The sequence below is a fragment of the Vibrio sp. Vb1574 genome, assembly GCF_033338675.1.
The window spans coordinates 149,870-173,306 of sequence record NZ_JAWOTC010000007.1; the positions used below are offsets into that span (position 1 = coordinate 149,870).

Below are 23,437 nucleotides of genomic sequence, written 5' to 3' on the forward strand. Positions count from 1 at the left end.
AACGCCTACTCACAACGAGTAGGCGTTAACACAATAAATGTGTTTAGGCAGTAGAAACTGGCCTATTTATTAGAAGTAGTAACGAGCACCTAGAGTCCAGTAGTCGTTCTCTTCATTGTTGTAGTCGTTACCTAGATCAAACTGGTAAGCTGCAAACGTTACGAAAGCAGGAGTTACAGCGTACTCTGCTTGTAGCGCAGTTTCGCTTGAAACTGTCTTATTGTCTTCTTCGTCTTCTACGCCTTCGTAGTTAACGCTGAATGTCCAATCGTTTACGCCGTATGCCAAAAGAGCTTCAAGTTGAGAAGTGTCTTTACGCATTTGGTAAAAGTACTCGTTCATACCGTATACTACTGCTGCGTATAGACCTGAACCGTACTGACCGTAGTTTACAGAGAATAGGTGTGATTCAGCGTTCTTAGTACCTAGAGTCGCGTTTTTAACATCACCACCGCTGTATACGTAGCCTAGACCAAAGCCAGCTACAGAACCGCTCAATGCAACTTGACCACGTTGCTCGTATGTTGTTGCATCTGAAGTTTGCTCACCTTGCCAACCTAGACCTAGGTTGAAAGCAAAACCTTCACCAAATTCAAAACCTTTACGGTAGCTAAGCATTTTATCAGCACGAGCTGAGCCTAGGTTGCCGTGGTTGTCGTACAAAAAGTCGTTCGCAAACGCGATTGGTAGATCCGCAACGCCAGCGACATCGTAGTAAGGTGACCATTGAGTACCTGCTACTAAACGGCCAAACTGCTCATGAGTAGCACCGATGTAACCTAGACGAGTTTTGAACGATTGCTCGCCACCGTTTAGGTAGTTAAGCGCCCATTCACCTTTAGCGTCGATAGTAATACCGTTGCCAATGTCTTTCTTACCCGCAACGTTAATACGTGGAGACACTTGGTGAACTTTTACATCTTCTTCGAAATACTCACCCACGCCAACTGAAACGTGACCGCCGATCGATAAAGATGTACCATCGCTGTTGTAAACTTCTGCTGCGAAGGCCTGTGAACCACATGCTAGTGCCGCCACTGCAACGGCTAGAGTTTTCATTTTCATTGTTAACATCCGTATAGTTGTTTGTACCGGTTCGCTTAGAAACAGATTAAATCCGAATCAATCGCAACGAACACATAACAAAGTAGTAATGAAATAGAAATGAAACAAACACTTTCTTATGCAACCAGTGGTATTAATGCTCACATTTTGAACTGAGTCACAAAAAAAATAGGGAACTTTTCATTCCCCATCATAAAATCTGTGGCTTTTTACGTGTCACATCTCCCAACGTGCGAGTGGCTTCTCAGTTTTGATACCCTTACTGCCCCAGCGGTCAATAACATCAATTTGCAGTATGCGGCTCGGTTTAATAAGCGATGTCAAGGTTTTCGACGGTCGTTTATCCGTCACTAACCATAGCGTTTTATCTTGTTCAAACTGAGCTTTTAAAGATAATTTGTCTTCTTCTGTCCACTCAAATTCCGGCTTAAATTCGCGCCCAACCACAAACAATTGGTTGCCAGAGGCAAAGTCCTCTAATGACTCACTCATCAGTACCACTGAATCGATGCCTTTATCGAAGATCTCTGCCTGTTGTTGGTTGATCAGTTCACGCACATTGAGCATAAGAGCCTGTTGATTCGTTTGAATCGTCTTTTGGTGTTCAGGATATACACGTTGTAGATCCTCTCCAACAATACCCGCCATTCGGATTAAGTTTGTAGGGTTAAGCCACGCGTACTTCGATGTTGACCCGTTTTCCAATGTCAGTACTGCAACTCCTTGAGCTCTAGGAGAAATGGCCTGCGATGCATCGATTTCAATCAAGTGAATGTTGCCCTGTCGAGCGTAAACATAAGTCGGGTCTTGTTTCCAAATCGCACCAAGAGTAACAGCAACCGTCGCGGCTTGACCCGCTTGCTTAACTTGCTCTGTACCTTTATTTGCGAACCAGTTCTCAAGACGCTCAACGCCGTAACGCTTTGGAGGCAGATACTGAGTCTCTATCCCTGTACCTTTCATGAGTTGCTCAGACAACATGTACGTGACGGGAGTGCTGGTTAAAATGTCTTTGGCGCTTGCCAACGATGGAAGTGTCGTCGCTATAACCAAACCAAAAGTTATCGCTAATTTTTTTATCTTCATGTTCATTACTTTATAAAAAGGGTTACGCTTTTTGTATAATTCGGTAAACCGTTGCTGTTAGGAAAAATGCCGCAGAAACAATGATGATGGATGCGCCTGATGGCACTGGTAGCTCAAGCTCCATCGGCAGTATGGTTCCTACTAAACACGCAATGGTTGCCAATAAAGAAGAAAGGAGAACGAAACTGCCCATGCGTTTAGTCAATAGCCTAGCCGTTGCACCAGGAATCAGTAGCAATGCACCAACCAATACCGCGCCAATAATCTTTACCGCGGCGATGGTGACCAAGGTGATCATCATGACAAATAAGTAATCATAAAAGCTGGTATTAAAGCCGCGTACACGTGCAATATCCGGGCTAATACAAGTCAGCAAAATGCGGTTAAACGTTGGAATAAGAAGCAGTAATATGATCAAACAACTGATCGCTAAAATAAGGATATCGTTGTCCGTCACAGTCAAGATCGAGCCAAACAACACGTTCTCCAACATGTGAATGTTGATCTTGCGAGCAACGTACATTAACAGCGCAGCACCAACCGCTAACGCTAGTGCAAGAAAAACCCCAACCAGTGTGTCGTAAGGTACATTCGTACGATTACGAACAAAGTGAAGCAACAGCGCAAAAATCATACAAAAGCTAAACAATCCGATGATCGGATTCTCTGGCGGCTCACCGAGCAACACACCAATCGCGATTCCGGTAAGCGCAGCATGCCCAACCGCTTCAGAGAAAAAAGCCAGTCGCTTGGCGATGACTAATGTACCAAGACCACCAAGTAATGGCCCTAATATCAGCGCTGCCACAATTGCGTTCACCATGAAAGCATAAGAAAAGCTATCGCTTAACCATCCAGCTTCAACGCCGCTAACCGCTAACTCTCGCAACAAATCCATTATGCAGCCTCCACTTTTGCTGTGTAGTGCTTGAATAATGTTTCTATACGATCAGGACTTAGCACATCTGAATGGTGCCCTGACGCCACAATTTGACGATTTACAACATGGACCTGCGCATCTAAACGGCGCACTGCGGTCACGTCATGGTGCACTGCCAGTACCGTTTTGCCTTCTCCAACGACTTCATGAATCAAACCTTCAAGATATCGAACACCTTGCTCATCCATGCCAGTTGTAGGTTCGTCTAAAACCAATAAATTGGGCTCATCCAGTAAAGCTTGCGCAAACAAAACACGCTGTTGCTCACCGCCAGAGAGTTGCCCCATACGACGATCGCAACGCGTTGCCATACCCACGCGATCCAGCTGGGCCAGGGCATGTTGAGTTTGTTTGGTTTTACGTCGCCAAAATAGAGGGATACGAGTTTGGTTAAGCAGTACAAAATCCATCACGGTTAACGGGAGGCTTGCTTCAAACATCGCTTTTTGTGGCACATACCCTATCTTCCCCGATGCAGCTGATGGTTCTGGCCAATTGAGCGCTATGTTTCCCGAAAATGGCGTGAGTCCAAGTACCGAACGAAGCAAAGAGGTTTTACCACCGCCGTTCGGTCCCATAATCACGTGACATTTCGCGTTCTCGAATTCGGCGCTGATGTTCTGCAAAATGATATTGTCGGCGTATTTTAGGCCCACGTTACTTAAGGAAACGGAAGGTCCAGTCATTACGCCTTTTCCCCTGCTCGCTTACTCGCCACAAATTTCATGGCTTCGATTAGTGTTTCCACATTATCTCGCATCTCAACCTCGACTTTATCAGCCTCATACTCACCGTGAGTCATGTGAGAAAAGCGATAAAGCTGCACCCCAGTCGCCTCTTCGATGGTATCAACAAAGCGATTCGGCATATTGAGCTCATAAAACAGAACATCAATGCCCGATTCACGAATTTTCTCTATCGTTTCCTGTAGCTGACTTGCACTTGGTTCAACGCCATGAGCAGGCTCAATGACAGCGGCAACGTCAACACCAAACTCCTGAAGGATATATCCGTAAGCATTGTGGGTTGTCGCCACCTTCATACCAGCCGTGTCCAACTCACCAAGAGACAACATTGCATCACGCTTCATCAGGCGAAATGTTTTCGCGTATTTACGAGCATTTTGGCGATAGAACGTAGCATTGTCTGGGTCCAATTGGCTTAGCTCACTCGCGATGGTGTAAACCTTTTGAATGGTTGTTGATAGACCGACAAAGGTGTGAGGGTTCACTGCTCCTTGACCAACAGACTGCCCCATAGCGGGCAATAAAGGCACTTCTTTGTTCGCTTCGATAACCACGAGATCATCACGCTGAGAAGCCTTGATCACTTTCAGTGCAAAATCGTCATGACCAATACCATTGATCACTATTACGTCCATTTCATTTAAGCGCTTAAGATCATTAGGTTGTGGCAAATAGTTGTGAGGATTAAAACCAGCATCAACCAAAGGAATGATGTCCGCCTTCTCACCAACAACGGCTTTAACATAGCTGTAATAAGGTTGTAGCGTAATACCAATACTGAGTTTTTCGGCAGCAAAGCCAGTAGAAGACACCGTCAATAACGCGGTGGCTGTAAGAATACGACGTAAAAGAGAGCGTTTGATCATAGTACTTATCAATTATGTTGTCTTAATGGGCGTGAGAGTGGGAAGAAGAGTCTGACACAACGATTTGTTTCCAACCGAAATCGTGGCGTTTTGCTAGCTCGCTTAGTCCATCCACATTTAACGAACGGCTAGAATCATTAAACCAAATATCAGCTTGAGAACTGCGGCTATCCAACAGCATGGAAGCAGAGCCTTGGGCACTGGTCTTCACGCCAATGTAGACACCGTCATCAATTCGTTGCCACTGATGAGAACCTTTACGCTTCCAATTTTGGTCTTTCACGAAAGGAGCAATCCAAAGCGCCTCCATATCAGAGATCTCAGGCCAAGTTCCGGTATCTAACTGCAAATCACGAATCTCTTCATGAGCGAGCTTAAGTTCAGCGATCAACCCCAACTCATTTTGATGTAAATCCGTGATTAACACTTGATGAGACTGCATGTCTGGCTTTTCAGTCGCGACCTGATGGTAGGGCATAAGTATGGCTGCTGAACTGAGAATTGCTGCGATTGTCAGTGCGACCCACTTTCCTTCTCGGTTACCATCATCAGGGCGAACTTTCTGTACACTCATTTCTCTTTCAGCTCAACGATATCCACTTCCACCGGGCTTTCATGTCCGGCATCAAATACCAAATAGAAATCTGTTTCAGGGTGAGTAAATTCTGCGATGGAACGCTTATCTGTTTTTTCTTTGGCGATCAGATTGTCGTCGTAATCGTACATTTCGACATCGTAGTCGACCGCTGTGGATCCATCCGAGTAGCCCGCTTCACAAATCACTTTATCTTGCGCCAAGTGACAGCTCATCAGAGGAAAATGTGCAGCAGCGTGAAAGGACGCAAATCCAGAAAAAAGCAAAACCGCTTTTAGAAGAGAAGTGTTATTCATGATAATTCCAAAATGGCCCAGCAATTGCTGAGCCTAATTCGATTAGTTAAGTTGAGTTTCAAACGTTAGGTGAACATTGGTACTCGCTTTATCCGCCAATGGATTATCTTTCAATTCACCTTTGTAGTTCGCTTTCATTAAGTAGCGCCCGGCGACTTCTGGCGTGAAAATCACTTTGCCATCTTTATCGCTCACCACATCGATTTGTTCTTGATGGTTTCGGTACATGGTCCCTTCACGTGTAATCTCAGCAGTAACGCCCTCTTGTGGCTCTCCGTTAAAGAAAAACTGGAAAGTCACAGGCTCACCTTCAATGATGTCCGATGGATGCGTGATCGGTTTCATCTCTAGCATTTTGCCTTCAATCTCCAACGCTTTGTCCGTTGGCATACCAACCGTAATGTAGCTTTCTGCTCGGGTGTAACTTAGTTGAGTAACCACATCACGCGCTTGCTCGGGAAGCACATCACCACGCTCAGCTTTGCTTGCTCGCGCCCATTTCACCGTATCACGACGGCCCGCTTTGTATTGTGTGTAGTAGCTCGGCTGATTATTAATCGCAACTTTGTGCGTGCCTTCTTCTGTAAAAAAGAAATCAAACATAGAGCGACGCTTGCCACGAACAACAAAGTTAGGACGCTCAGAGCGGCCATCCGGCATCACCACAAACGCCTGGTCACTACCCGCAGGCTTATCAAAAACAAACGTTCCGTGAGAGGCAGTAACATCAAATGTCAGCCAGTCACCGCCTTCTTTAGAAACCGTAAAGTGAGAGGGCAGAACCCAACGTGGATGTGCTTGTGCGGTGGTGGTTACAGCCAATCCCATTGCCATTACACTCGCCAATGCCACTGCTTTCATTTTGGTTTTCATTGTTGTGTCCTTTAATCACTTAACTTGATAATTGACGGTGATGACACCCGTCTCTTGTGTTGGTTTAAGCTCATAGCGCACGTCACTGTCCGCTAGCGTTATTTTTTGACGTAAGTAGTTTCGCCCACCGTGTTCACGAACGACTTCGACGTACAACGTGTAATTTCCTTGTTCCAAACGCTCCCCTGAGTCATTGGTTCCATCCCAGACAAAGCGGTACTGACCAGCAGGACGTGTTGCAGAAGTCACCGCATCAACAAGTTCACGATCATAACGACCCGTTTTTCTCCACCAGCTGCGTAGATCTTTTAACCATTCGTCTTTCCCTACCCATAACTGAATGGTTTTAACCGGTTTACGCTGATCGTTTTCAACCCAAACCGCCACATAAGGGCGTGCATACATTGAGGTATCTATCTTTGGAAGTTCGAGTTCGAAGTCGACCTTCGCGTTATCTGGTAGAGGCGCCGCGGAAAGAGAGAAAGGAGTAAAAGCCGCGATCAAAGCGGCTTTACAAAAGTGATTACGGCGGAAAAATCTTCCTGTGTTCAACATAAGTGTTCTCTAAAAAGCTGTTATGGAACAGCAACAAAATAAATTACGAGCGACAGTAACGTACCAAAGCTCATCCATTGCATTGACGTTCTGAGCGTCTTCTTCTTAGGCAGTAACAAGCACACGCCTGTAAGAACAAAAAACACCATCAAAAGCGCAGTGACGTCGATAAACCACTTCCAAATCCCACCACTGTTGCGTCCTTTATGTAGATCGTTCAGCAGCGCAACAATACCGTAGTGCGTCGTTTCGACGTCTGCTGCACCAGTAGTCATATCAATAAAGACCGTAGCGTTATAACCCGGGCCTTTAAAATCCATAGAAAGCTCTCCGAGTAACAACTCACCTTGCTCAACTTCGGTATACACATCTAGTGCGGAGGGAGTGCCGCGAAGCTCGGTTTCTTTAGTCAAGAAAGCTACCAGTTCTTCACGATTAGGTTGAAAGGTATCTGAATGTGAGAATAGAACTGAGTGCGGAACCGTCAGAGTATGTTGTTGAATGATAGGTTCACTGCGTTCAAACAATTCGGGGCGATTGAGGGTAATACCAGTTACTGCAAAAAACAGCGTAACTAAGAGAAGAGCCATCGAAATATAGATATGTAGGCGGCGAGCCCAAGTTTGAACACCTTTGCTTTTAAGCAACATAGAAACAATCATCACCAATAAATGTGGGGCATAATTTAGGTGATAATCATTCGTATTGGCATTTAATTTACATTGTTTACTTTTTCAATTCAGCTTGGCTTGCAAATGTTTTAGCTATTTGGGCCAATGCGAGTTACCGATTGCCTACCCTCTAGATAATAACCCTATCAATTTTAATGACTCAAAATTTAATGATATTTCCAATACTAAAAAGTGGGATAGACTCCACCAAAATGCGCCTTTATGTATATTTAATGAAAAGCTTAAAAGCTATCCATAAACTAGATAAAAAAGGTAAGCTAAGAAGTTAGTGTAGGGTTAGATAGAGAAGATTTTCTGATGCTAGCCAAACGTTATGGTGTAGTTCAGAAGGAAAAATATGAACAAGAATGTTGGAATAATTCTCTTATCACTTTTCTCAAGTGTCACTTTCGCAAGTGAAAAGTTTGAAGCCAGTTTGTTTAACAACGTAAGCCAATCTATCGATAATTATGGTGCTAAGATAAAGCTGTGCGAATCTATGGCAGACCAGAATACACCTGACAAACAAACCCTAGAGTATTCAAAGAACCATATAGAAGCATTAACTCCTGCTCTACCTTTTTTAAGCGAAAAAGCTTTTGAAGCTTGTGTCTTAAAAGAGAAACAAGAACTAGCATATTACTTATTAATAGCAAAAAATAACGCTTCAAGAACCTCAACATTAAAGCTTGTAGAATCGACTGAAAGCCTTACTTTTCATATCGAACCTACATCTATAGAAAAGTTTGAAACACTGAGCAAAGTACATCAAGAATATATAGAGAAAAGCCCCTTTTTCTCCCGACCATTTGATGCGTTAGCCTTTTATGAAAAACTCATGCAGTAAATAGCCTTTATGACTTTAGATAAAAAATACCCGAGACTGAGCTCGGGTATTTAATAAAAATGTTCGCTATGAGTTCTGCGTCGATTCTACTTTGCGTAGCTGTGATAGATACTTAACCCAACTTTTTGCCTGATTCGATGGCTTAATCTCATTCGCTCTTTTGGCATTAGCGAGCGCATCGTCAAACCGCTTAAGTTTGTAGTAAGCGCGAGTTTTGATAAGTGCAACATCCGCTTTACGACCTCTGACATTATCGAGCGCGGCAATGGCATCTTTATAATGGCCTTCTTGCACCAGCAGTTGAGAATAGTTCCAGTAATACTGCCTATCTAGCTGAGCTGCAATACGCCAGCTATCAATAGACTCTTCCCACTCTTTTGCCATTTGCCAATACGTTGCTTGCTGAGCTTTTAGCTTACTATTCGAGTTTACATCCTCTAGCTCGTTCATCACCAATGCAGCTCTCTCAGGAATACCTCGTTTCGCGTACAATTGTGCCAGCAGCTTTAAGTCATCTTGGCTAAGTTGTAACCCTTTCAGTTTTGCCAACGCCAAAGAGTCTAGGGCACGTTTGTTGTCATCAACCCGTAGGTATAGAGCAACAAGCTGACGCCACCATTCAATTCGCTCAGGTTCAATCACGATTAAGCGTTTGATGGTCGAGATTGCCGGCTTCCACTTTTTCAGTTCTAGCTCAGCAGAAAGCTTTATCGACAATGCGCCAAGCTTGTCTGGCTGACCAAATTTCTCATAACGAGCCATTGCTGAAAGCACTTTTTGCCACTGACTCAGTTGATAATGAGATTGGGAAATACGCAGCCATAGCTCATGCGCTTTTTGACCTTTAGGAATGTTTTTGCTCAAGGCATAGTAATGAGGTAAAGCCTTAGAAAAACGTTGCTCGTTTAGTAGTATATCAGCCAACATTTTTCGGGTTTGCCATGCTTGCTCATCTTGTAGCAAACCACTATTGACTGCCAACTCAAGTTGCTTAATCGCCGCTTGAGTTTGCTCGTTCTGCCAGTAAAAAATACCCAACATTCGAGCGACATAAGCTTGGTCATATCCACGAGAAAGCTCCATAGCCTCAAGAGATGAAATCGCTTCTTTTAGTTTCTCCTCTTGAGCCAAGTTGTGTGCTCGTTGAACTCTCGCTGCGGTGTATTGGCTTAACTCACTGGCAATGGTTGAGAGTGCACTCAGGCTTAATACCGTACCGATTAAGAATTTTTTCATCATTTGGCTAACTTGAACTCCACTTTAGCGGTTTGTCCGAACTGCTCAATTGACACACCATCCTCAACTTTTGGCTGATACTTCCATTTTTTAAGCGCACGGATTGCTTCCCTTTCAAACATGCGCTCGGGCTCAGCCTCGATCACTTCAATATCTTTTGGTCGTCCAGTTGCATCGATCGTGAAACGCATAATGACATAACCTTCCACTCTACGTTTCAGCGCCTTACTTGGATAGCGAGGATCAACACGATACAACGGCAGTGCTTGCTGGTTGCCCATTGTTCCCTTCAAGTTTGGGGCACTGATCGCGATACCTTCAAGGGCAGTGTTTAAACCTAAAGCACTGACTGGCGTCATCTGACTCATTGGTTCCATTTGAGTGTCAGCTTGAGACAGATCCATTGGCTCCGGCGCTTGAGGTGGTTCTGGTTGCTCCGGCACTGAACGTTGACGACGCTGCACGTCTGCTTCATTCTCTACCATCACCATATCAAAACGAACGGCTTCTGAAGCTTCTGGTGCACGCTGGTTGCCTTTATCAACCATCCACGCCATAAAGCTAAACAAGCTCACAGAAATTAACAGTGATGCTGGTAGTGCAAGTAACAGCCTGCCCATTAAGGTTTCTCCGCCGCCAATGCAATGTTCTTCACACCCGCCGCCTTTGCAGCGTCCATCACTTTCACGACAGTGCCATTGTAAGCATGCTCGTCAGCTTGGATAACTAACGAGGCATCAGGCTGATCAAGTAACAAGTGCTCAATAGAGGCCTCAACACGCTCAATATCAACCACTCGTTTGTCGATGTACACATCATTCGCTGCCGTTACTGCGATAAAAATGCCCGCATCTTTTTGGCTTACTACATTAGAAGCCTGAGGGCGATTCACTTCTACACCGGATTCACGTACAAACGAACTGGTCACAATGAAGAAGATCAACATGATGAAGACGATATCAAGCATCGAGGTTAAATCGACTTGAGCTTCATCTTGTTGGTTAGGTCTGCGTCCGAGTCTCACTTTTGACTCCTTAAAGATTGTTCTAACTGGATAGCTTTTCGTTCACACACTTTGCTAAGGCGAGCATGAATAAACATGCCCGCAAGCGCTGCTACCATACCTGCCATGGTTGGCAGCGTAGCAAGTGAGATACCAGAAGCCATCAATTTCGGATTGCTGCTGCCTTGCGATGCCATTACGTCAAACACCGTAATCATGCCTGTCACCGTCCCTAACAACCCTAGCATTGGGCAAGCCGCCACAAGTAGCTTAATAGTCGATAGGTTTTGGCGCAGTTCGATTTGCGCTTTTGCAATCCATCCTTCACGGATTTGATGCGCGTACCAAGAGTGGTGCTCTGATCTTGCTTGCCACTGCTCACAAAGCTGTTTTTTTACCCCAGGGAAAACCGTTGTGAGATAAATAACTCGCTCCATAACCAACAGCCAGCACACCGCCACGACGGCGGCCAGCCACCATAGGATTTGACCACCTTGCTGCATAAAGCTCATCAAGGTTGTGGCCCAATCCTCACTGATCAAACCCAATGTGCTGAGTAGGATCTGCTCCATTACGCTGCGTTCTCCGCTAAGGTGTTAGAGTGACTTTTGTTACTCGGCATATCACGCTCAGCTTGTTCTGCAACTAAACCGATGCCTTGTTTTTCTAAGATACTGCGAATATTTTCTGCTTGAGAGCTCAATACGTTGTGCGCTAATAGCAAAGGCATGGCTGAAACAAGGCCAAGTACGGTAGTCACAAGTGCCATTGAAATACCACCCGCCATTACTTTCGGATCACCATTACCAAATTGAGTGATGACTTGGAAGGTTTCGATCATACCCGTTACCGTGCCTAGTAGGCCAAGCATAGGAGCTAGAGCAGCAAGAAGCTTAAGCATCGACAACCCTTTTTCTAGGTGGGTTTGCTCATCAACAACAGCTTCCAAAAGACGTAGTTCTAACGCTTCTACGCTGCGATGCTTGTCTTTCTGGTATACCGCAAGCACGCGACCCAAAGGGTTGTTTCCTGGCTGCGCTGGGGTTTTCAGTTGCTTCATGATTTTCTGGCGCGAAATCATCAGAGATGCACCACGTACGAGCGCAATCAATAGGCCGATAGCCAATAAACCAAGGATGATTTTGCCGACAACGCCACCCGCATTTAGGCGATCAGCCAAAGTCGGTGAGTTTGCGAGCTGCTCAAGAAGAATGCCACGTGACGGATCTATGACAAGCGCATCAATGTCACCAGAGGAAATAGTATTCGCTGTTGGACCGCTTTCAGGCTGACGAAGATAGTTTACCGCATCTCCGCGTTGACCATTCCACTTAACGTAGCCAGTGTCATCCAGCAGCGCCATAGAACCAAGACGAACACCACTAACCGTTTGTTCACGACCCTCGCCATTTAGCAGTGTGAAAGAGACGTTTGCCATTTCACCGCTTGCTTTGATTTGTTCTTCCATGCTGCGCCACATCGCCTGAAGTTGGGTCAACGTTGGCAGTGATTTAGCCGCAACAATAGCATCGATATCTTTCTGATATGAGTTTGCATCTACACCGGTTACTGAGCTTTTTAGCTCAGACTCTAGCTCTTTTGCGTTCTGGCGAACGACGCCAAATAACTCACCTAGGCTCCCGGTTTCTAGACGCAACTTTTCTTCTAGCTGTGCCAGTTCTGCTTCATTTTCACCGAAGGTAACACTTAATGAGTCCGCCTCTGCTTGAAGAGCAGCACGCTCTGCCACCAATTTATTCTTTATAGCCTGTAGGTCTTGCTCTGTTTGCTTAAAACCTGATTCACGCGCGACATTGTGCGATTGCTGTTGACGATTTTCTTGCTGCGCCTTTTGTAACAACGCATCACTAGCAAAAGTTGTATAAGGCATTAATGCGGCTGTCGAGATTAATGCAACCGATAACCATTTTTTCATCATTTATTTGCCCTCCGCAGCGGTTAACGACACTGGCAGAGTTAACATACTCGGCGCGATCTGTTTATTCGCCATAGCGAACGCTTTGTCTAGCTCTGATTTTTGCTCAGAACCCACTTGTTGCCATGCTTGTTGTTGCTGTGACCAGCTCCAAAATGTGTCACCAGATAAGCTACGCGCTACCAAAGACAAACGGCCTAAATAGAGAATGTCCGCCTCCACAGCTTCATTGTCACCCAGGTTAATCTTGCCTTGGTAAACGCCAAGCTTGGTGCCGTAATCCATTTCAATTTGGTACGCTTCTAAAATACGACGAAACTTCTCTGCATCCGCAACGTCTGCACGCGTCATCATGGAATCCAGCTTTGCAATTCGCTCCTCACGTTGCGCTTTGCGTATAGGCTTGTCGTTAGCGACGAGCACTTTTAAGCCCTCAAGCATGTGATACATTAAAGGCACGACACCTTGACGAGTTTGAGCAATCTGTTCAATTTGCGCGTTCAAGCTATCAACTTCTTGATTTTGGCTCTCAACAAGGCTTGCAAGATGATCGCGATAAATCTTCAAGTTACCGACTTCTTCTTGCAGCTGCTCAATTTCAGCTTCTAGAGTAAGTGATTTTTCTGCGCTTGCATCAATACGTTTTTGGCTTACCGCCGACGACTGGTTTGTTTTACTCTGCACAGCTTGTGCATCGTTTAAGTTCGCCGCGTGAGCGGGAATCAAAACCGATGATATCAACAGAGCGATACTTGATTTCATTAGATTCATACGAGTTATATTTCTGTGTTCCAAAAACGACCAAAGGGGAAGACTACCCTTCCCCTTTAATAATCAAATTGTTATCAGTACTTGAACTGGATTGTTGCCATGTAGTTGCGGCTTTCTCCAACCACAACCCCACTCGCACCTTTTTGCTCGCCATTCGTGCTACCACCACCTGCGAAGTAGTCGGTATCGAATAAATTCTCGACATTGAATCGAGCAATGATATCCAAGTTTTCATCGTACTTATGTTTGTATGACACGCCCATATCAACGCGAGCGTAGCCATCTTTCTTGAAGGTGTTCTTTGCATCACCGTAGCGATCACCTTCATAAATCAAACCAAGGTTTAAGTTAGTGTTGTCTTGAACCTTGTAGCTAGACCATAGACTTGCCGAGAACTCTGGCACGTCTACAGGGCGGTTACCTTCATATCTTTCTGCCTTCTTAAGCTCTGCATCCAAATACATTGCAGAAGCGGTTAGCGACAACTCTGGGGTCACAAAACCTTGAGCCATTAACTCAGCGCCTTTGTGAACTTGCTCACCACCTTGCGTTTTCTTGTGTAGGAGATTGCCGCCCGCGTCTTTGCCGCTTTCAACATCCAGCGAGATGTTCTCTAACGTGATATCAAACACAGCACCAGATACAAATAAACGCTGATCAAACAGTTCCCACTTCGTACCGATTTCATAAGAGATACCACGCTCAGCGTCGAGTTTCTCACCTTCATTGATGTAGGTACGACTACCGTTGCTGACTTCACCTTGAGGCATGAAGCTTTCAGAATACTGAACGTAAACCGAGCCATTCGTCGATGGGTGGAAAATGACACCAAATTTTGGAGAAACCTGGTTTTCGGTCAGTTCATCATCACGCTTTTCGTCATAACGAACACCTGCAAGCACTTGCCAGTAATCATTAATCGTCATCATATTTTGCGCGTAGATACCCCAAGTATCGTACTCAGCAGTTGGTGATTTCTTCGAACTACGATAGCTAGGCTTAGGCACCGTTTCTCCTGGCGCAATACTCGCCTCATTATGAAATGCCATAAAGCGATCATAACTGTAATCTAAGTAGTTAGCGCCCACTAACAACGTATTTTCCGTACCGAACAAAGTAAAGTCCGTCGTCACATCTATATATGCAGTATCAAATACCCAATTATCGGAGCGATCGTTGCCTCGATGCTTAATCGTATTTAACTCTTCATACTGATCAAACTTAGGGTAAGACTCTACATCAAAACGCTTAAAGTCTTGGCGGTTGTAACCTGCTTTTACGTTCACGTTATCCGTGACTTGCGCATTAATATCGACACCGTAGTTTTCTACTTCGTTATCAATTTCAGACCACTGCGCATCCCAAATGTACTTATCACCGCGAACCGCTTTGCCATCAACAATGTATGCGCCAGAGTCCACGCTACCATCGTCTTTCGTGCGATCGTAATGAGCCGATACCATAAAGTTGTCTGTGATATCGTACTCAACCACTAGGCCAGCTACCGTACGATCTGTTTTAGGCTCAGTGCCATCACCGTACCTGCGCCAAGAGCCGTAGCTTTCTTTGGCAAAAATTGCGCGCGCTCGCAGTGTCTCTGCATCATTTAGCGCGCCGCTCACATCAAGCACAGTGCGTGAGTGATCATTCGAACCTAGATCTTGACTCAAACTTGCTTGTGTTTGAGTTGTTGGTTTTTTCGAAACCATGTTTACCAAACCACCCGGCTCAGATTTACCGTATAGCAGACCTGATGGACCTTTAAGCACTTCAACACGCTCTAAAAGCTCAATTGGCTGACGGTAGTGTGACCAGTGTTGACGACCATCACGAAGAAAACCGTCTGAACTGCTAAGTTCAAAACCACGTAGAGAGAAACGTTCGCGGTTACGGCTTGTACCACCCGCGCTAACACTTGCATCGTTACGTAGCACTTCACCAAGTGTACTTGCACGCTGCTCATCAATTACCGTTTCATCGATAACCGCTACTTGTCCCGGCGTTTCCAGCTGCGTCATCTCCATGCGCATTGCTGTACTGTTTGTATCTGCCTTGTAGCCGAACTCTCGACCTTCTACAACTACATGTTCGTCTGTTTGAACTTCCGCCACTGCAGGTGTTGCTAACACTGCACCGATCACTAACGCCAAATGGCTCTTAGTAAACATATCCTTTCACTCCGATTATTATTTTTCGGGTCACATACTTGTTGAATGCGATTCCCTCTTAATTATTTCGCGGGTGAATATAAGTGATAAGTATTACCATTTGCATTAAATTTACATTCTTTGCATTTGCAAACTTTTGTAAAGTACTCTCTGATGATGCGCCATGATAATGTGACATTAATCACAAAAATTACGACTTAATCATACTTATTGCTTGAACACTAAAGTAACCCTCAAACCGCCTTGCTCACGGTTTTTCGCCGTGACTGCTCCACCCATAATACGCATGGATTCTTTGACAATCGCAAGACCTAAACCGTAGCCACCAAGCTTTTTATCTCTAGAAGCATCTAAGCGTGTAAACGGATCAAAAATATCGACCAGCTTGTTCTCTGGAATACCAGGCCCATCATCAGATACTGACATGGTGGTGAACTGCTGCCCTTCTTTGACATAATTTTCCAGAGAAACTTCTATCTGAGATGCTGGTCCTGAATATTTAATGGCATTACCAATAAGATTGTTCAAACAACGAATGACCAGCGTTTCTTCACAAATGGCTTTAGCACATACAGCTTCTGAGCGGAAAGACAACGTCTGTTCTGACTTCAAATCTATTTTGCAACGTTCTACTTGCGGGGAGAGCAAAACTACTAAATCACAGCGTTTCGTGGCTTTGTCGAAGCGCGCATTTTCCAAGCGACTGAACTCCAATATATCGCTGATCAAATGGTTTAGCTCTTTTGCTTCATCTTCTAGCCTTGCCACTAGGCTTTGCTCACTTTCTCCAACACGCTTTCGCAAAAGATGCAGAACCAAGTTCTGCCTCGCTAACGGCGTTCTCAATTCGTGAGAGACATCTCTTATAAGCAGTCGCTGCTTTTCAGCGAGAGAATGAATCTGTTGCGTCATGTGATCGAAATCTTGCGCTAACTCGTTAAACTCACGCGTGCTCGACTTCAGCTCTTTCACGACACTGACATTAAAATCGCCATTAGATAGCTTTTTGCTTGCTTCTCTCAATCGATCCAATGGTTGCTGTAAGTTACGTGCCATTAGCAGCGAAAAGAGCGCCAAAATAACCACTGCAATCACGACTTTGAGAATAGAGAAATACAGAATGAAGTCATTTGCAGGGTGCAGTCGATGTGGCAATTGAATCACTAAAGTATTGCCATGAACTAAAGGAATATTGATGATGGGGCGATTCACTTTCCCCTCAAGTTGATCATCAATGCTTCTCTTAAATTGAAGTTTGAACTCGAAGTGCGGATGCATCAGACGGTGCGTAACTGGTTGCTGATGTTCATTCAACACAAATAAATAAAAGTTTTGCGCATTTGCCCAGTCAGCAAGTTCGTCCATGTCTCCGTGCTCAATCAATACATTGGCTTGATGTGCAAGGTCTAGCATTTCTTCTCGCACACTATCGGGCACTTTCAACATGGCTTTCACCAGAGCTTGTTCCGCTAAGGATTGCACGACCAAAATACTAATGACAATTGCGGTCATGCAACTAAATAACTTGAACGCTAAGCTATCTTTACGTTTTGCAATAAAAGGTGGACATCGGAGCTTCATTAACGGTTTACAGCCTCTAAATAACTGTAACCTTTGCCACGGAAGGTTTTGATATGTTGCTTGGAAAGCCCCGCTTCAACTAACTTGCGACGTATGTTACTGATGTGCATATCAAGGTTGCGATCAAAAGGACTCAGCTCTTTCTTTAACACTTCAGTTTGAAGCTCTGCTTTTGAAATCACGACTCCTTGATTTTTTACCAAGTAGCTCAATAGTTCAGCTTCCGTACTTGTGAGGGGTAAGCTATTAAGCTGGTCGCTGATCGTTTGAACGGTACTACACATCGTCTGACGTTGACGTTCCAAGCCAACACGACGAAGAATCGCTTTGATGCGCATTAGAAGCTCAGCGACATTAAAGGGCTTTCCGATATACTGATCGGCCCCCGCTTGGTAACCATCAAGCATCGAGTTTTCATCGTTGAGAGCGGTAAGCATTAGAATAGGTGTCGCGAAGCGCTGACAGATCCTACGAGCAACTTGCATGCCGTTAAGGTTTGGTAACATGACATCAAGCAATACAAGATCTACAGGCGTTTTTTCCATATATTGCAGCGCACTTTCACCGCAATGCACAGAAGATACGATGTAGCCCTCCTCTTGCAAAACCGCTTCTAACAGCTCACACAAAGGAACGTCATCATCGACTATCAAAACTCGTGACATTACCACTCACCATTCAAATAAAAATGGTTCGCATTTTATTACTCATTTACCAATTAAACAACTACACACTCTAAGGCTTTAAGTCCACAGGACTCAGTCCAAGAAGCAGCAACGTACTATTAGAGTTTAATGTTCACTTGTACTAAAGGTTCCTAACAATATGCACCTAGATATATCTTCATAGAAAAAACGAGTACAATCAGGCAACCGCAAAGCAAAAGATAAAGCGAATGGAAACGTTATTAATTGGTCACCGTGGCGTGGCAGGTTCATACCCTGAGAATACAAAAATAAGCATTCAGGCAGCCATTGACCTGGGGTTGAAGTGGGTGGAAGTGGATATACAGCCTACCAAAGATAATGTTTTAGTGGTTTGCCATGATCATACCGTCAATCGATGCAGCAATGGACAAGGGCGTGTTGATGAGCTCACCCTGGAAGACTTAAAAGCATTAGATTTCGGTAGTTGGTTTAGCACAGACTTTTCAGGCGAGAAGATCGTGACACTAGATGAACTGCTCACTTTAGCTACTGAGAATAAGCTTAACTTGAATATCGAAGTTAAAGTAGACAACCATCCAGCGGAAGAAGTGGCGCAGACTCTCGCCAATGCGTTAACAAAAAGTCCAATGCCGCAAGAGAATGTACTCCTATCGAGCTTTAGTCATGACGTCATTAGAGCGATGCACAAATACTGCAGTGGCTACCGATTGGGTGTGTTAAGTGAATTCTTTACGAGAAAAGATAAACGCCTTTTGGAAGAAGTTAGTGCCTATAGCTGCAACCTAAATATTAACTGGGTTCGTACTCGCCAGATAAACAAACTCCAACAAGCCGGTTACAAAGTGATGTGCTATACGGTGAACAATCCAAATAAACTGAAATACCTGCCTCAGTTAGACGGTATTTTTAGTGATCATCCACAGCGCTTTATGCCATAGCCTATAAGAGCCAGAACATTAAAGGGGACCTTTTGTTACCACTCAATCTGAATTGGTGTCCCCATCTCGACAAGCTGGATAAATTCGTCCATCTCCTCGTTGGTAATCGCAATACACCCATTAGTCCAATCAAAACTTTGGATGTAAATCGGCAACTGACTCTCACCGTTTTTTAAGCCATGAATTTTGATGTTCCCTCCAGGGGACACACCTCGGCGCTTCGCTTCCAACGTATCAATCGCATCAGGGTAACTGATATGCACAGAACGATAAAAAGCAGAGTCCTCTATAACATAATCTAGAGTGTATTCGCCCTCTGGTGTGCGATTGTCTCCCTCTTCTTGTTTATGTCCTTGAGGGTTCGCTCCTAAAGCAATTCGGTATTCTTTTAGCACTGCTCCTTGTTCCATCAAATACATTCGACGCTTAGACTTGTCGACTTTAACGAGGTCAACAGCTGCGTGAGTGCCAGAAGCAAACACACAACACAAGAACATAGAGCACCATTTTACTGACATTGTCGTAACGCCTAAGCTAATAAAGTGAACAAGAAAAGAGCGATAATGCTAGTCAGTTAATGCTCGTAAAGCAAACAGTATCTAATGCGGAACCATAAGATAGACTCGCTGAAAGGCGTACTTCTTATCGTTATTTGATACAACAAAAGTCAAAGAGAAGATTTCTCTATTCATTGCGGCTAAGTTGCATTACTTTATAAGCATATTTATTTATAAAGTCCGCACTTTTTGAGAGGGAACCATGATTAACATTGCTTTTTTTAGTGCAAAATCCTACGACGAAGCCTCTTTTAATAAAATTAAAAATAACCGCGATTTTGAATTTCACTATCACGACTTCCGACTAACCGAAAAAACAGCCAAGATGGCGCACGGCAGTGATGTCGTATGTGCGTTTGTTAATGATGATCTTTCAGCTCCTGTCCTTAAACAGCTTTCTCTGGGCGGGACCAAGCTTATTGCTATGCGCTGCGCGGGATATGATAAAGTTGATCAACAAGCAGCCAAAGAACTAGGCTTACAAGTGGTTCGAGTTCCTGCTTACTCACCAGAAGCAGTGGCAGAGCACACGGTTGGTTTAATGATGTGCCTAAACCGCCGTCTTCACAAGGCCTACCAACGCACACGTGACGCCAACTTCTCGCTAGAGGGTCTTGTTGGCTTTAACTTTTTCGGAAAAACCGTTGGTGTTATTGGTACGGGTAAGATTGGTATCGCGACGATGCGTATCTTCAAAGGGCTTGGCATGGAACTGCTTTGCTACGACCCCTACGAAAACCCATTAGCGCTAGAAATGGGAGCCCGTTACTGTTCGCTTGAAGAAATCTACGCTAATGCGGATATTATCTCTCTCCATTGTCCAATGAGTGAAGAAAACTATCACTTATTGAACGAAAAAGCCTTCGCGCAAATGAAAGATGGTGTAATGATCATTAACACCAGTCGAGGCGAGTTGCTAGATTCACTAGCGGCGATAGAAGCGTTGAAACAAGGTAAGATTGGTGCGCTTGGCCTAGACGTGTATGACAATGAAAAAGACTTATTCTTCCAAGATAAATCTAACGATGTCATTGTCGATGATGTTTTCCGCCGTTTATCGGCTTGTCATAACGTGCTGTTTACTGGCCATCAAGCATTCTTGACTCACGAAGCACTTAATAACATTGCCTCTGTGACGCTTGATAACGTCGAAGCCTTCTTCGATGGTAACGTATCGGGCAATGAACTGATTAACTAAAGCCAGACAATCGAGAAGTATAGTAGAGCGTGTGATCTCAGCTATGCTATACTTCTCGACTATTTAAAATTTGAGCCAAATTACCATGAGCATAAAAACTGATATTCAAAAGCTGCACAACCGTTTAGATACATGCCAACGTAAACTTGATGCGGCACGTTCTCGTGGTGATCACGAAATGATTACAAAGTTCACGGATGAAGTAGAACAGCTTAACCAGTTAAAGCACAAGCAAAACTATGAGCTGAACAAAGAACGTAAAAGCTTACTTGATATGCCTTTCTCTCGTGAAATCACCAAAGCAGAACAAGCGGACATCGGCAAACTGAAAAAACGCGTACGCGGCTTAGTAATCGTTCACCCATTAACAAAAGTTGGTAAAGAACTTCGCCTTGATGTGATGACAGGCTTTGCGCCAAAAGAGTTTTAAAACTCGCATTAACATTTATGGAGCCCAAGCATTTGCTTGGGCTTTTTATTTTGTACTGCTTCATTAGATTTCATCCACATATCAATCCATTAACTATTAAAAAGGCCAGTGACAAAAGCCACTGACCTATTTCGACCAATATCGTCCGCATTACACCTCAACGCTACGACAGTTGCCGCAACTTGTGCTCCACAACGGGATCATTCGGAACCAGCAGTTGAGCGACTTCCAAAAGTTGTACTGCATCTTGCGGGTTGTCATACTCATGCTTAAGTGCAATATCAACAAGTGGCTGAATATCGATTTGCGCTTGATGCTCCTTCACATGTTCTTTCTTTTCTTCAATTAACACATTATGAGCGGTACTCAGTAAGTTTAAACGATGCTGTGAGCTCGCATTCGCCTTGTTAAGGCACTGATAGTAATCTTCTTTTAAGCGCAACGTTTTGGTCTGATGACGAAACTGCGCTATATCTATCTTCTGATAACGTATAAAGTCTACGGCCACTTGCTTATAAAAACCGAATTTATTCAAATACGTCGCGTGGGTACCATGTCCCATCCCGAAGACTCTTAAGTGAGTGAGCTCTGGGTAGCGTTTGGCGTGAAGGCGGTCGATTTCATTAGTTGGATCATAAATGATGTAGCCTTTTGCATCGCCAAGATCAAGGTCGTGATACTTTCCTTCCCAATCAAATTGTTGGGCTAGTTCAGTACTTGGCCTATCATCCCATGGCACCAAAACTTTGTTTTTTGTGCTGACCGGGTGAAACATCAATACTTGATCCAACTTTAATAGATTGGAAAAGGCACCAATAGCAAAACCACCGCGGCTAAGCCCATAACCTAAACGACATTCAAAAGGCTCAAGTAAAGTTGATAGCTGCTCTAGAAAGAAAATCAAATTACGGCTGCGAAACCAGTTACTTTTCCCAAGATGCTGAAATGAAATAATATTTACTTTTTGTTTCTGGGCTAAGCGATAACCCCAAGGCGCAAAGTCTGAGTGTAAGTCCTGTACTTGTAGATTCGTACCAGCAGGGGAAAAGGTGAACAACAACGGTTTATTGCGGTCGACAAACTCATACTTAACAAATACATCATCAAGTAAGTCCTCCCCGGACATCGGTAGCCTGGTTTGCTGTTCTTCACGAGAAAGAGCCAGCCATTCATCCAACCAGTACAGTAACTTCATTAATCCTCCATCTAAATTGCGCCTAGCAATTGTGTTAAAAATCTAGTTTTTAGTGTGTGATCATCTCCCCCTGGTTACAGGGGACTCTGATATCAGTCCTCTTTTAAAACAAAGCGTGAATTTGCTTATTAAATTGGTCAATATCTAAGGTTTGATGGCGAACAAACTCCTGCGCCACCAGATAAAAAAATTCTAATTTATCTAATTGTGTGGATTGAGTGCCGTGTCCCATACCGACGACTTTTAAATGGGTAAGCTCTGGATAACGTTCAGCATGAAGACGATCAATGCGATTGGATGGGTCATAAATAATATAACCTTTGGCATTGCCCAAATCTCGATCATGGTAGCCGCTTTCCCAAGCAAACTGCTGAGCAAGCTCAGTACTCGGCCGATCATCCCAAGGCACTAACGCTTTATTTTTAGTGCTAACAGGATAAAACAACAAAAGATGTTCTAGTTTCAGCAAGTTAGCGAACGCGCCAATTGCAAAGCCACCTCGACTTTGCCCATAACCCAAACGACATTTGAAGGGATGAAGTAACTCAGATATCTGCTCCAGAAAGAAAATCAAATTCCGACTACGGAACCAATTACTTTGTCCTAAATGTTGAAAGGCAATAATGTTTACTTTTTGTTGTATTCCGAGCTCGTAGCCCCAAGGAGAAAAATTCGGAGTTAAATCTTGTACCTGCACATCAGTGCCGGAAGGAGAAAATGTGAACAACAATGGCTTGTTAAGATCGACGAGTTCATACTTCACAAATACATCATCAAGTAAATCGTAGCCAGAGATAGGTAAAGCCATCTCTTGTTCTTGTTGAGTAAGCGCTTGCCATTCATCTAACCAGTAAAGTAGCTTCATTTTTTTCTCCAAGTGCATCCGCAGTATTTAGACTGAAACTCTATCAAAATGCTTTTAAGCATCCCACGTTGAGACTTAACAAAGCTCTATTTGAAGCCCAAATGAGACGTATGGAAATATCTTCGATTGAAGGTATTACTGCGTAAACTAAACCCAAAGTAGGTACGCAAAAACTTGGAGAAAGAGCTAGAGAAAAACCAATTAGAAGTTTCGATAACAGCGGTTAAAAAACAGCAGATACAAAAAAACCGCTGTAAGAACAGCGGTTTTTTTTAAAGTGGCGGAGAGATAGGGATTTGAACCCTAGATACGCTATTAACGTATGCCGGTTTTCAAGACCGGTGCTTTCAA

Annotated in this window: 26 protein-coding genes; 4 read left to right on the forward strand and 22 right to left on the reverse strand. The window is 44.1% G+C overall.

Annotated elements, in window-relative coordinates:
* Positions 1 to 69: 69 nt before the first annotated feature.
* From R7O12_RS07920 to R7O12_RS07965, 10 genes are all read right to left on the reverse strand, one after another.
* Positions 70 to 1,065 (reverse strand): porin, encoded by a 996-nt coding sequence (locus tag R7O12_RS07920; RefSeq protein ID WP_017635534.1) that lies wholly within the window; start codon positions 1,063 to 1,065, stop codon positions 70 to 72.
* 216 nt (positions 1,066 to 1,281) lie between these two features.
* On the reverse strand, positions 1,282 to 2,151 hold the full coding sequence (locus tag R7O12_RS07925; protein WP_054579206.1) for a metal ABC transporter solute-binding protein, Zn/Mn family: 870 nt from the start codon (positions 2,149 to 2,151) through the stop codon (positions 1,282 to 1,284).
* Between the two features lie 22 nt (positions 2,152 to 2,173).
* Entirely contained in the window at positions 2,174 to 3,049 is an 876-nt protein-coding gene (locus tag R7O12_RS07930; RefSeq protein WP_318125733.1) for a metal ABC transporter permease, read from the reverse strand.
* The gene (locus R7O12_RS07935) at positions 3,049 to 3,777 is read right to left on the reverse strand and encodes a metal ABC transporter ATP-binding protein (RefSeq protein WP_025768067.1); all 729 of its coding nucleotides are present in this window, start codon (positions 3,775 to 3,777) and stop codon (positions 3,049 to 3,051) included. Before R7O12_RS07935 ends, R7O12_RS07930 begins: the two co-directional genes overlap by 1 nt.
* Positions 3,777 to 4,703: a metal ABC transporter solute-binding protein, Zn/Mn family gene (locus R7O12_RS07940; RefSeq protein WP_130546497.1), complete on the reverse strand. Its 927-nt coding sequence runs from the start codon at positions 4,701 to 4,703 to the stop codon at positions 3,777 to 3,779. The genes R7O12_RS07935 and R7O12_RS07940 overlap by 1 nt, the downstream gene beginning before the upstream one ends.
* Positions 4,704 to 4,725: 22 nt before the next feature.
* Positions 4,726 to 5,277, reverse strand: coding sequence for a DUF6162 family protein (locus tag R7O12_RS07945; RefSeq protein WP_104980328.1), 552 nt, complete (start codon positions 5,275 to 5,277; stop codon positions 4,726 to 4,728).
* Complete coding sequence (locus tag R7O12_RS07950; protein ID WP_005374251.1) at positions 5,274 to 5,594, reverse strand: hypothetical protein; 321 nt, start codon at positions 5,592 to 5,594, stop codon at positions 5,274 to 5,276. The genes R7O12_RS07945 and R7O12_RS07950 overlap by 4 nt, the downstream gene beginning before the upstream one ends.
* Before the next feature lie 42 nt (positions 5,595 to 5,636).
* Positions 5,637 to 6,467 (reverse strand): DUF4198 domain-containing protein, encoded by an 831-nt coding sequence (locus R7O12_RS07955; protein WP_318125734.1) that lies wholly within the window; start codon positions 6,465 to 6,467, stop codon positions 5,637 to 5,639.
* 15 nt (positions 6,468 to 6,482) lie between these two features.
* Positions 6,483 to 7,022: a DUF2271 domain-containing protein gene (locus R7O12_RS07960; protein WP_025768071.1), complete on the reverse strand. Its 540-nt coding sequence runs from the start codon at positions 7,020 to 7,022 to the stop codon at positions 6,483 to 6,485.
* A gap of 20 nt (positions 7,023 to 7,042) precedes the next feature.
* Positions 7,043 to 7,672: a PepSY-associated TM helix domain-containing protein gene (locus R7O12_RS07965; RefSeq protein WP_021035904.1), complete on the reverse strand. Its 630-nt coding sequence runs from the start codon at positions 7,670 to 7,672 to the stop codon at positions 7,043 to 7,045.
* Between the two features lie 379 nt (positions 7,673 to 8,051).
* On the opposite strand from R7O12_RS07965, the gene R7O12_RS07970 reads away from it, so the two are divergent.
* Complete coding sequence (locus tag R7O12_RS07970) at positions 8,052 to 8,540, forward strand: hypothetical protein (protein ID WP_318104145.1); 489 nt, start codon at positions 8,052 to 8,054, stop codon at positions 8,538 to 8,540.
* Positions 8,541 to 8,606: 66 nt separating this feature from the next.
* Here the strand turns inward: R7O12_RS07970 and R7O12_RS07975 are convergent, their stop codons facing one another.
* The 9 genes from R7O12_RS07975 to R7O12_RS08015 all read right to left on the reverse strand — a co-directional run bounded on the left by R7O12_RS07975 (position 8,607) and on the right by R7O12_RS08015 (position 17,900).
* Entirely contained in the window at positions 8,607 to 9,779 is a 1,173-nt protein-coding gene (locus R7O12_RS07975; protein WP_005374255.1) for a tetratricopeptide repeat protein, read from the reverse strand.
* Complete coding sequence (locus R7O12_RS07980) at positions 9,776 to 10,396, reverse strand: energy transducer TonB (protein ID WP_005374256.1); 621 nt, start codon at positions 10,394 to 10,396, stop codon at positions 9,776 to 9,778. The genes R7O12_RS07975 and R7O12_RS07980 overlap by 4 nt, the downstream gene beginning before the upstream one ends.
* Positions 10,396 to 10,800 (reverse strand): ExbD/TolR family protein, encoded by a 405-nt coding sequence (locus tag R7O12_RS07985; protein WP_005374257.1) that lies wholly within the window; start codon positions 10,798 to 10,800, stop codon positions 10,396 to 10,398. The genes R7O12_RS07980 and R7O12_RS07985 overlap by 1 nt, the downstream gene beginning before the upstream one ends.
* Positions 10,797 to 11,351, reverse strand: coding sequence for a MotA/TolQ/ExbB proton channel family protein (locus R7O12_RS07990; protein WP_318125735.1), 555 nt, complete (start codon positions 11,349 to 11,351; stop codon positions 10,797 to 10,799). Before R7O12_RS07990 ends, R7O12_RS07985 begins: the two co-directional genes overlap by 4 nt.
* On the reverse strand, positions 11,351 to 12,718 hold the full coding sequence (locus R7O12_RS07995) for a MotA/TolQ/ExbB proton channel family protein (protein WP_053350833.1): 1,368 nt from the start codon (positions 12,716 to 12,718) through the stop codon (positions 11,351 to 11,353). Before R7O12_RS07995 ends, R7O12_RS07990 begins: the two co-directional genes overlap by 1 nt.
* A complete protein-coding gene (locus R7O12_RS08000) occupies positions 12,719 to 13,486 on the reverse strand; it encodes a DUF3450 domain-containing protein (RefSeq protein ID WP_318125736.1) in 768 nt (255 codons plus the stop codon).
* Between the two features lie 74 nt (positions 13,487 to 13,560).
* A complete protein-coding gene (locus R7O12_RS08005; protein ID WP_213871503.1) occupies positions 13,561 to 15,654 on the reverse strand; it encodes a TonB-dependent siderophore receptor in 2,094 nt (697 codons plus the stop codon).
* A 207-nt stretch (positions 15,655 to 15,861) separates the two neighbouring features.
* The gene (locus R7O12_RS08010) at positions 15,862 to 17,235 is read right to left on the reverse strand and encodes a histidine kinase sensor domain-containing protein (RefSeq protein WP_318125737.1); all 1,374 of its coding nucleotides are present in this window, start codon (positions 17,233 to 17,235) and stop codon (positions 15,862 to 15,864) included.
* Positions 17,235 to 17,900 carry a response regulator transcription factor gene (locus R7O12_RS08015; protein ID WP_005386018.1) on the reverse strand — a complete coding sequence of 222 codons (666 nt, stop codon included), beginning with the start codon at positions 17,898 to 17,900 and terminating at the stop codon, positions 17,235 to 17,237. Before R7O12_RS08015 ends, R7O12_RS08010 begins: the two co-directional genes overlap by 1 nt.
* A 230-nt stretch (positions 17,901 to 18,130) precedes the next feature.
* On the opposite strand from R7O12_RS08015, the gene R7O12_RS08020 reads away from it, so the two are divergent.
* Complete coding sequence (locus tag R7O12_RS08020) at positions 18,131 to 18,841, forward strand: glycerophosphodiester phosphodiesterase family protein (RefSeq protein ID WP_017819703.1); 711 nt, start codon at positions 18,131 to 18,133, stop codon at positions 18,839 to 18,841.
* A 35-nt stretch (positions 18,842 to 18,876) separates the two neighbouring features.
* On the opposite strand, the gene R7O12_RS08025 is transcribed toward R7O12_RS08020, so the two are convergent.
* The gene (locus R7O12_RS08025; RefSeq protein ID WP_017819702.1) at positions 18,877 to 19,359 is read right to left on the reverse strand and encodes a murein L,D-transpeptidase family protein; all 483 of its coding nucleotides are present in this window, start codon (positions 19,357 to 19,359) and stop codon (positions 18,877 to 18,879) included.
* 241 nt (positions 19,360 to 19,600) lie between these two features.
* On the opposite strand from R7O12_RS08025, the gene R7O12_RS08030 reads away from it, so the two are divergent.
* A complete protein-coding gene (locus R7O12_RS08030) occupies positions 19,601 to 20,596 on the forward strand; it encodes a 2-hydroxyacid dehydrogenase (RefSeq protein ID WP_154204142.1) in 996 nt (331 codons plus the stop codon).
* Positions 20,597 to 20,681: 85 nt separating this feature from the next.
* The gene (locus R7O12_RS08035; RefSeq protein WP_318125738.1) at positions 20,682 to 21,026 is read left to right on the forward strand and encodes a YibL family ribosome-associated protein; all 345 of its coding nucleotides are present in this window, start codon (positions 20,682 to 20,684) and stop codon (positions 21,024 to 21,026) included.
* Between the two features lie 163 nt (positions 21,027 to 21,189).
* On the opposite strand, the gene R7O12_RS08040 is transcribed toward R7O12_RS08035, so the two are convergent.
* Both R7O12_RS08040 and R7O12_RS08045 read right to left on the reverse strand, forming a co-directional pair.
* Positions 21,190 to 22,221 (reverse strand): cytosolic protein, encoded by a 1,032-nt coding sequence (locus R7O12_RS08040; RefSeq protein ID WP_154204141.1) that lies wholly within the window; start codon positions 22,219 to 22,221, stop codon positions 21,190 to 21,192.
* Positions 22,222 to 22,324: 103 nt separating this feature from the next.
* Positions 22,325 to 23,086: a cytosolic protein gene (locus tag R7O12_RS08045; protein ID WP_154204140.1), complete on the reverse strand. Its 762-nt coding sequence runs from the start codon at positions 23,084 to 23,086 to the stop codon at positions 22,325 to 22,327.
* Positions 23,087 to 23,437: the final 351 nt, after the last annotated feature.

Excerpts from the sequence above, each read along its gene's own strand:
- R7O12_RS07920 (WP_017635534.1), bottom strand. The coding sequence starts at position 1,065 with ATGAAAATGAAAACTCTAGCCGTTGCAGTGGCGGCACTAGCATGTGGT.
- R7O12_RS07925 (WP_054579206.1), bottom strand. The coding sequence starts at position 2,151 with ATGAAGATAAAAAAATTAGCGATAACTTTTGGTTTGGTTATAGCGACG.
- R7O12_RS07930 (WP_318125733.1), bottom strand. The coding sequence starts at position 3,049 with ATGGATTTGTTGCGAGAGTTAGCGGTTAGCGGCGTTGAAGCTGGATGG.
- R7O12_RS07935 (WP_025768067.1), bottom strand. The coding sequence starts at position 3,777 with ATGACTGGACCTTCCGTTTCCTTAAGTAACGTGGGCCTAAAATACGCC.
- R7O12_RS07940 (WP_130546497.1), bottom strand. The coding sequence starts at position 4,703 with ATGATCAAACGCTCTCTTTTACGTCGTATTCTTACAGCCACCGCGTTA.
- R7O12_RS07945 (WP_104980328.1), bottom strand. The coding sequence starts at position 5,277 with ATGAGTGTACAGAAAGTTCGCCCTGATGATGGTAACCGAGAAGGAAAG.
- R7O12_RS07950 (WP_005374251.1), bottom strand. The coding sequence starts at position 5,594 with ATGAATAACACTTCTCTTCTAAAAGCGGTTTTGCTTTTTTCTGGATTT.
- R7O12_RS07955 (WP_318125734.1), bottom strand. The coding sequence starts at position 6,467 with ATGAAAACCAAAATGAAAGCAGTGGCATTGGCGAGTGTAATGGCAATG.
- R7O12_RS07960 (WP_025768071.1), bottom strand. The coding sequence starts at position 7,022 with ATGTTGAACACAGGAAGATTTTTCCGCCGTAATCACTTTTGTAAAGCC.
- R7O12_RS07965 (WP_021035904.1), bottom strand. The coding sequence starts at position 7,672 with ATGTTGCTTAAAAGCAAAGGTGTTCAAACTTGGGCTCGCCGCCTACAT.
- R7O12_RS07970 (WP_318104145.1), top strand. The coding sequence starts at position 8,052 with ATGAACAAGAATGTTGGAATAATTCTCTTATCACTTTTCTCAAGTGTC.
- R7O12_RS07975 (WP_005374255.1), bottom strand. The coding sequence starts at position 9,779 with ATGATGAAAAAATTCTTAATCGGTACGGTATTAAGCCTGAGTGCACTC.
- R7O12_RS07980 (WP_005374256.1), bottom strand. The coding sequence starts at position 10,396 with ATGGGCAGGCTGTTACTTGCACTACCAGCATCACTGTTAATTTCTGTG.
- R7O12_RS07990 (WP_318125735.1), bottom strand. The coding sequence starts at position 11,351 with ATGGAGCAGATCCTACTCAGCACATTGGGTTTGATCAGTGAGGATTGG.
- R7O12_RS07995 (WP_053350833.1), bottom strand. The coding sequence starts at position 12,718 with ATGATGAAAAAATGGTTATCGGTTGCATTAATCTCGACAGCCGCATTA.
- R7O12_RS08000 (WP_318125736.1), bottom strand. The coding sequence starts at position 13,486 with ATGAATCTAATGAAATCAAGTATCGCTCTGTTGATATCATCGGTTTTG.
- R7O12_RS08005 (WP_213871503.1), bottom strand. The coding sequence starts at position 15,654 with ATGTTTACTAAGAGCCATTTGGCGTTAGTGATCGGTGCAGTGTTAGCA.
- R7O12_RS08010 (WP_318125737.1), bottom strand. The coding sequence starts at position 17,235 with ATGAAGCTCCGATGTCCACCTTTTATTGCAAAACGTAAAGATAGCTTA.
- R7O12_RS08015 (WP_005386018.1), bottom strand. The coding sequence starts at position 17,900 with ATGTCACGAGTTTTGATAGTCGATGATGACGTTCCTTTGTGTGAGCTG.
- R7O12_RS08020 (WP_017819703.1), top strand. The coding sequence starts at position 18,131 with ATGGAAACGTTATTAATTGGTCACCGTGGCGTGGCAGGTTCATACCCT.
- R7O12_RS08025 (WP_017819702.1), bottom strand. The coding sequence starts at position 19,359 with ATGTCAGTAAAATGGTGCTCTATGTTCTTGTGTTGTGTGTTTGCTTCT.
- R7O12_RS08030 (WP_154204142.1), top strand. The coding sequence starts at position 19,601 with ATGATTAACATTGCTTTTTTTAGTGCAAAATCCTACGACGAAGCCTCT.
- R7O12_RS08035 (WP_318125738.1), top strand. The coding sequence starts at position 20,682 with ATGAGCATAAAAACTGATATTCAAAAGCTGCACAACCGTTTAGATACA.
- R7O12_RS08040 (WP_154204141.1), bottom strand. The coding sequence starts at position 22,221 with ATGAAGTTACTGTACTGGTTGGATGAATGGCTGGCTCTTTCTCGTGAA.
- R7O12_RS08045 (WP_154204140.1), bottom strand. The coding sequence starts at position 23,086 with ATGAAGCTACTTTACTGGTTAGATGAATGGCAAGCGCTTACTCAACAA.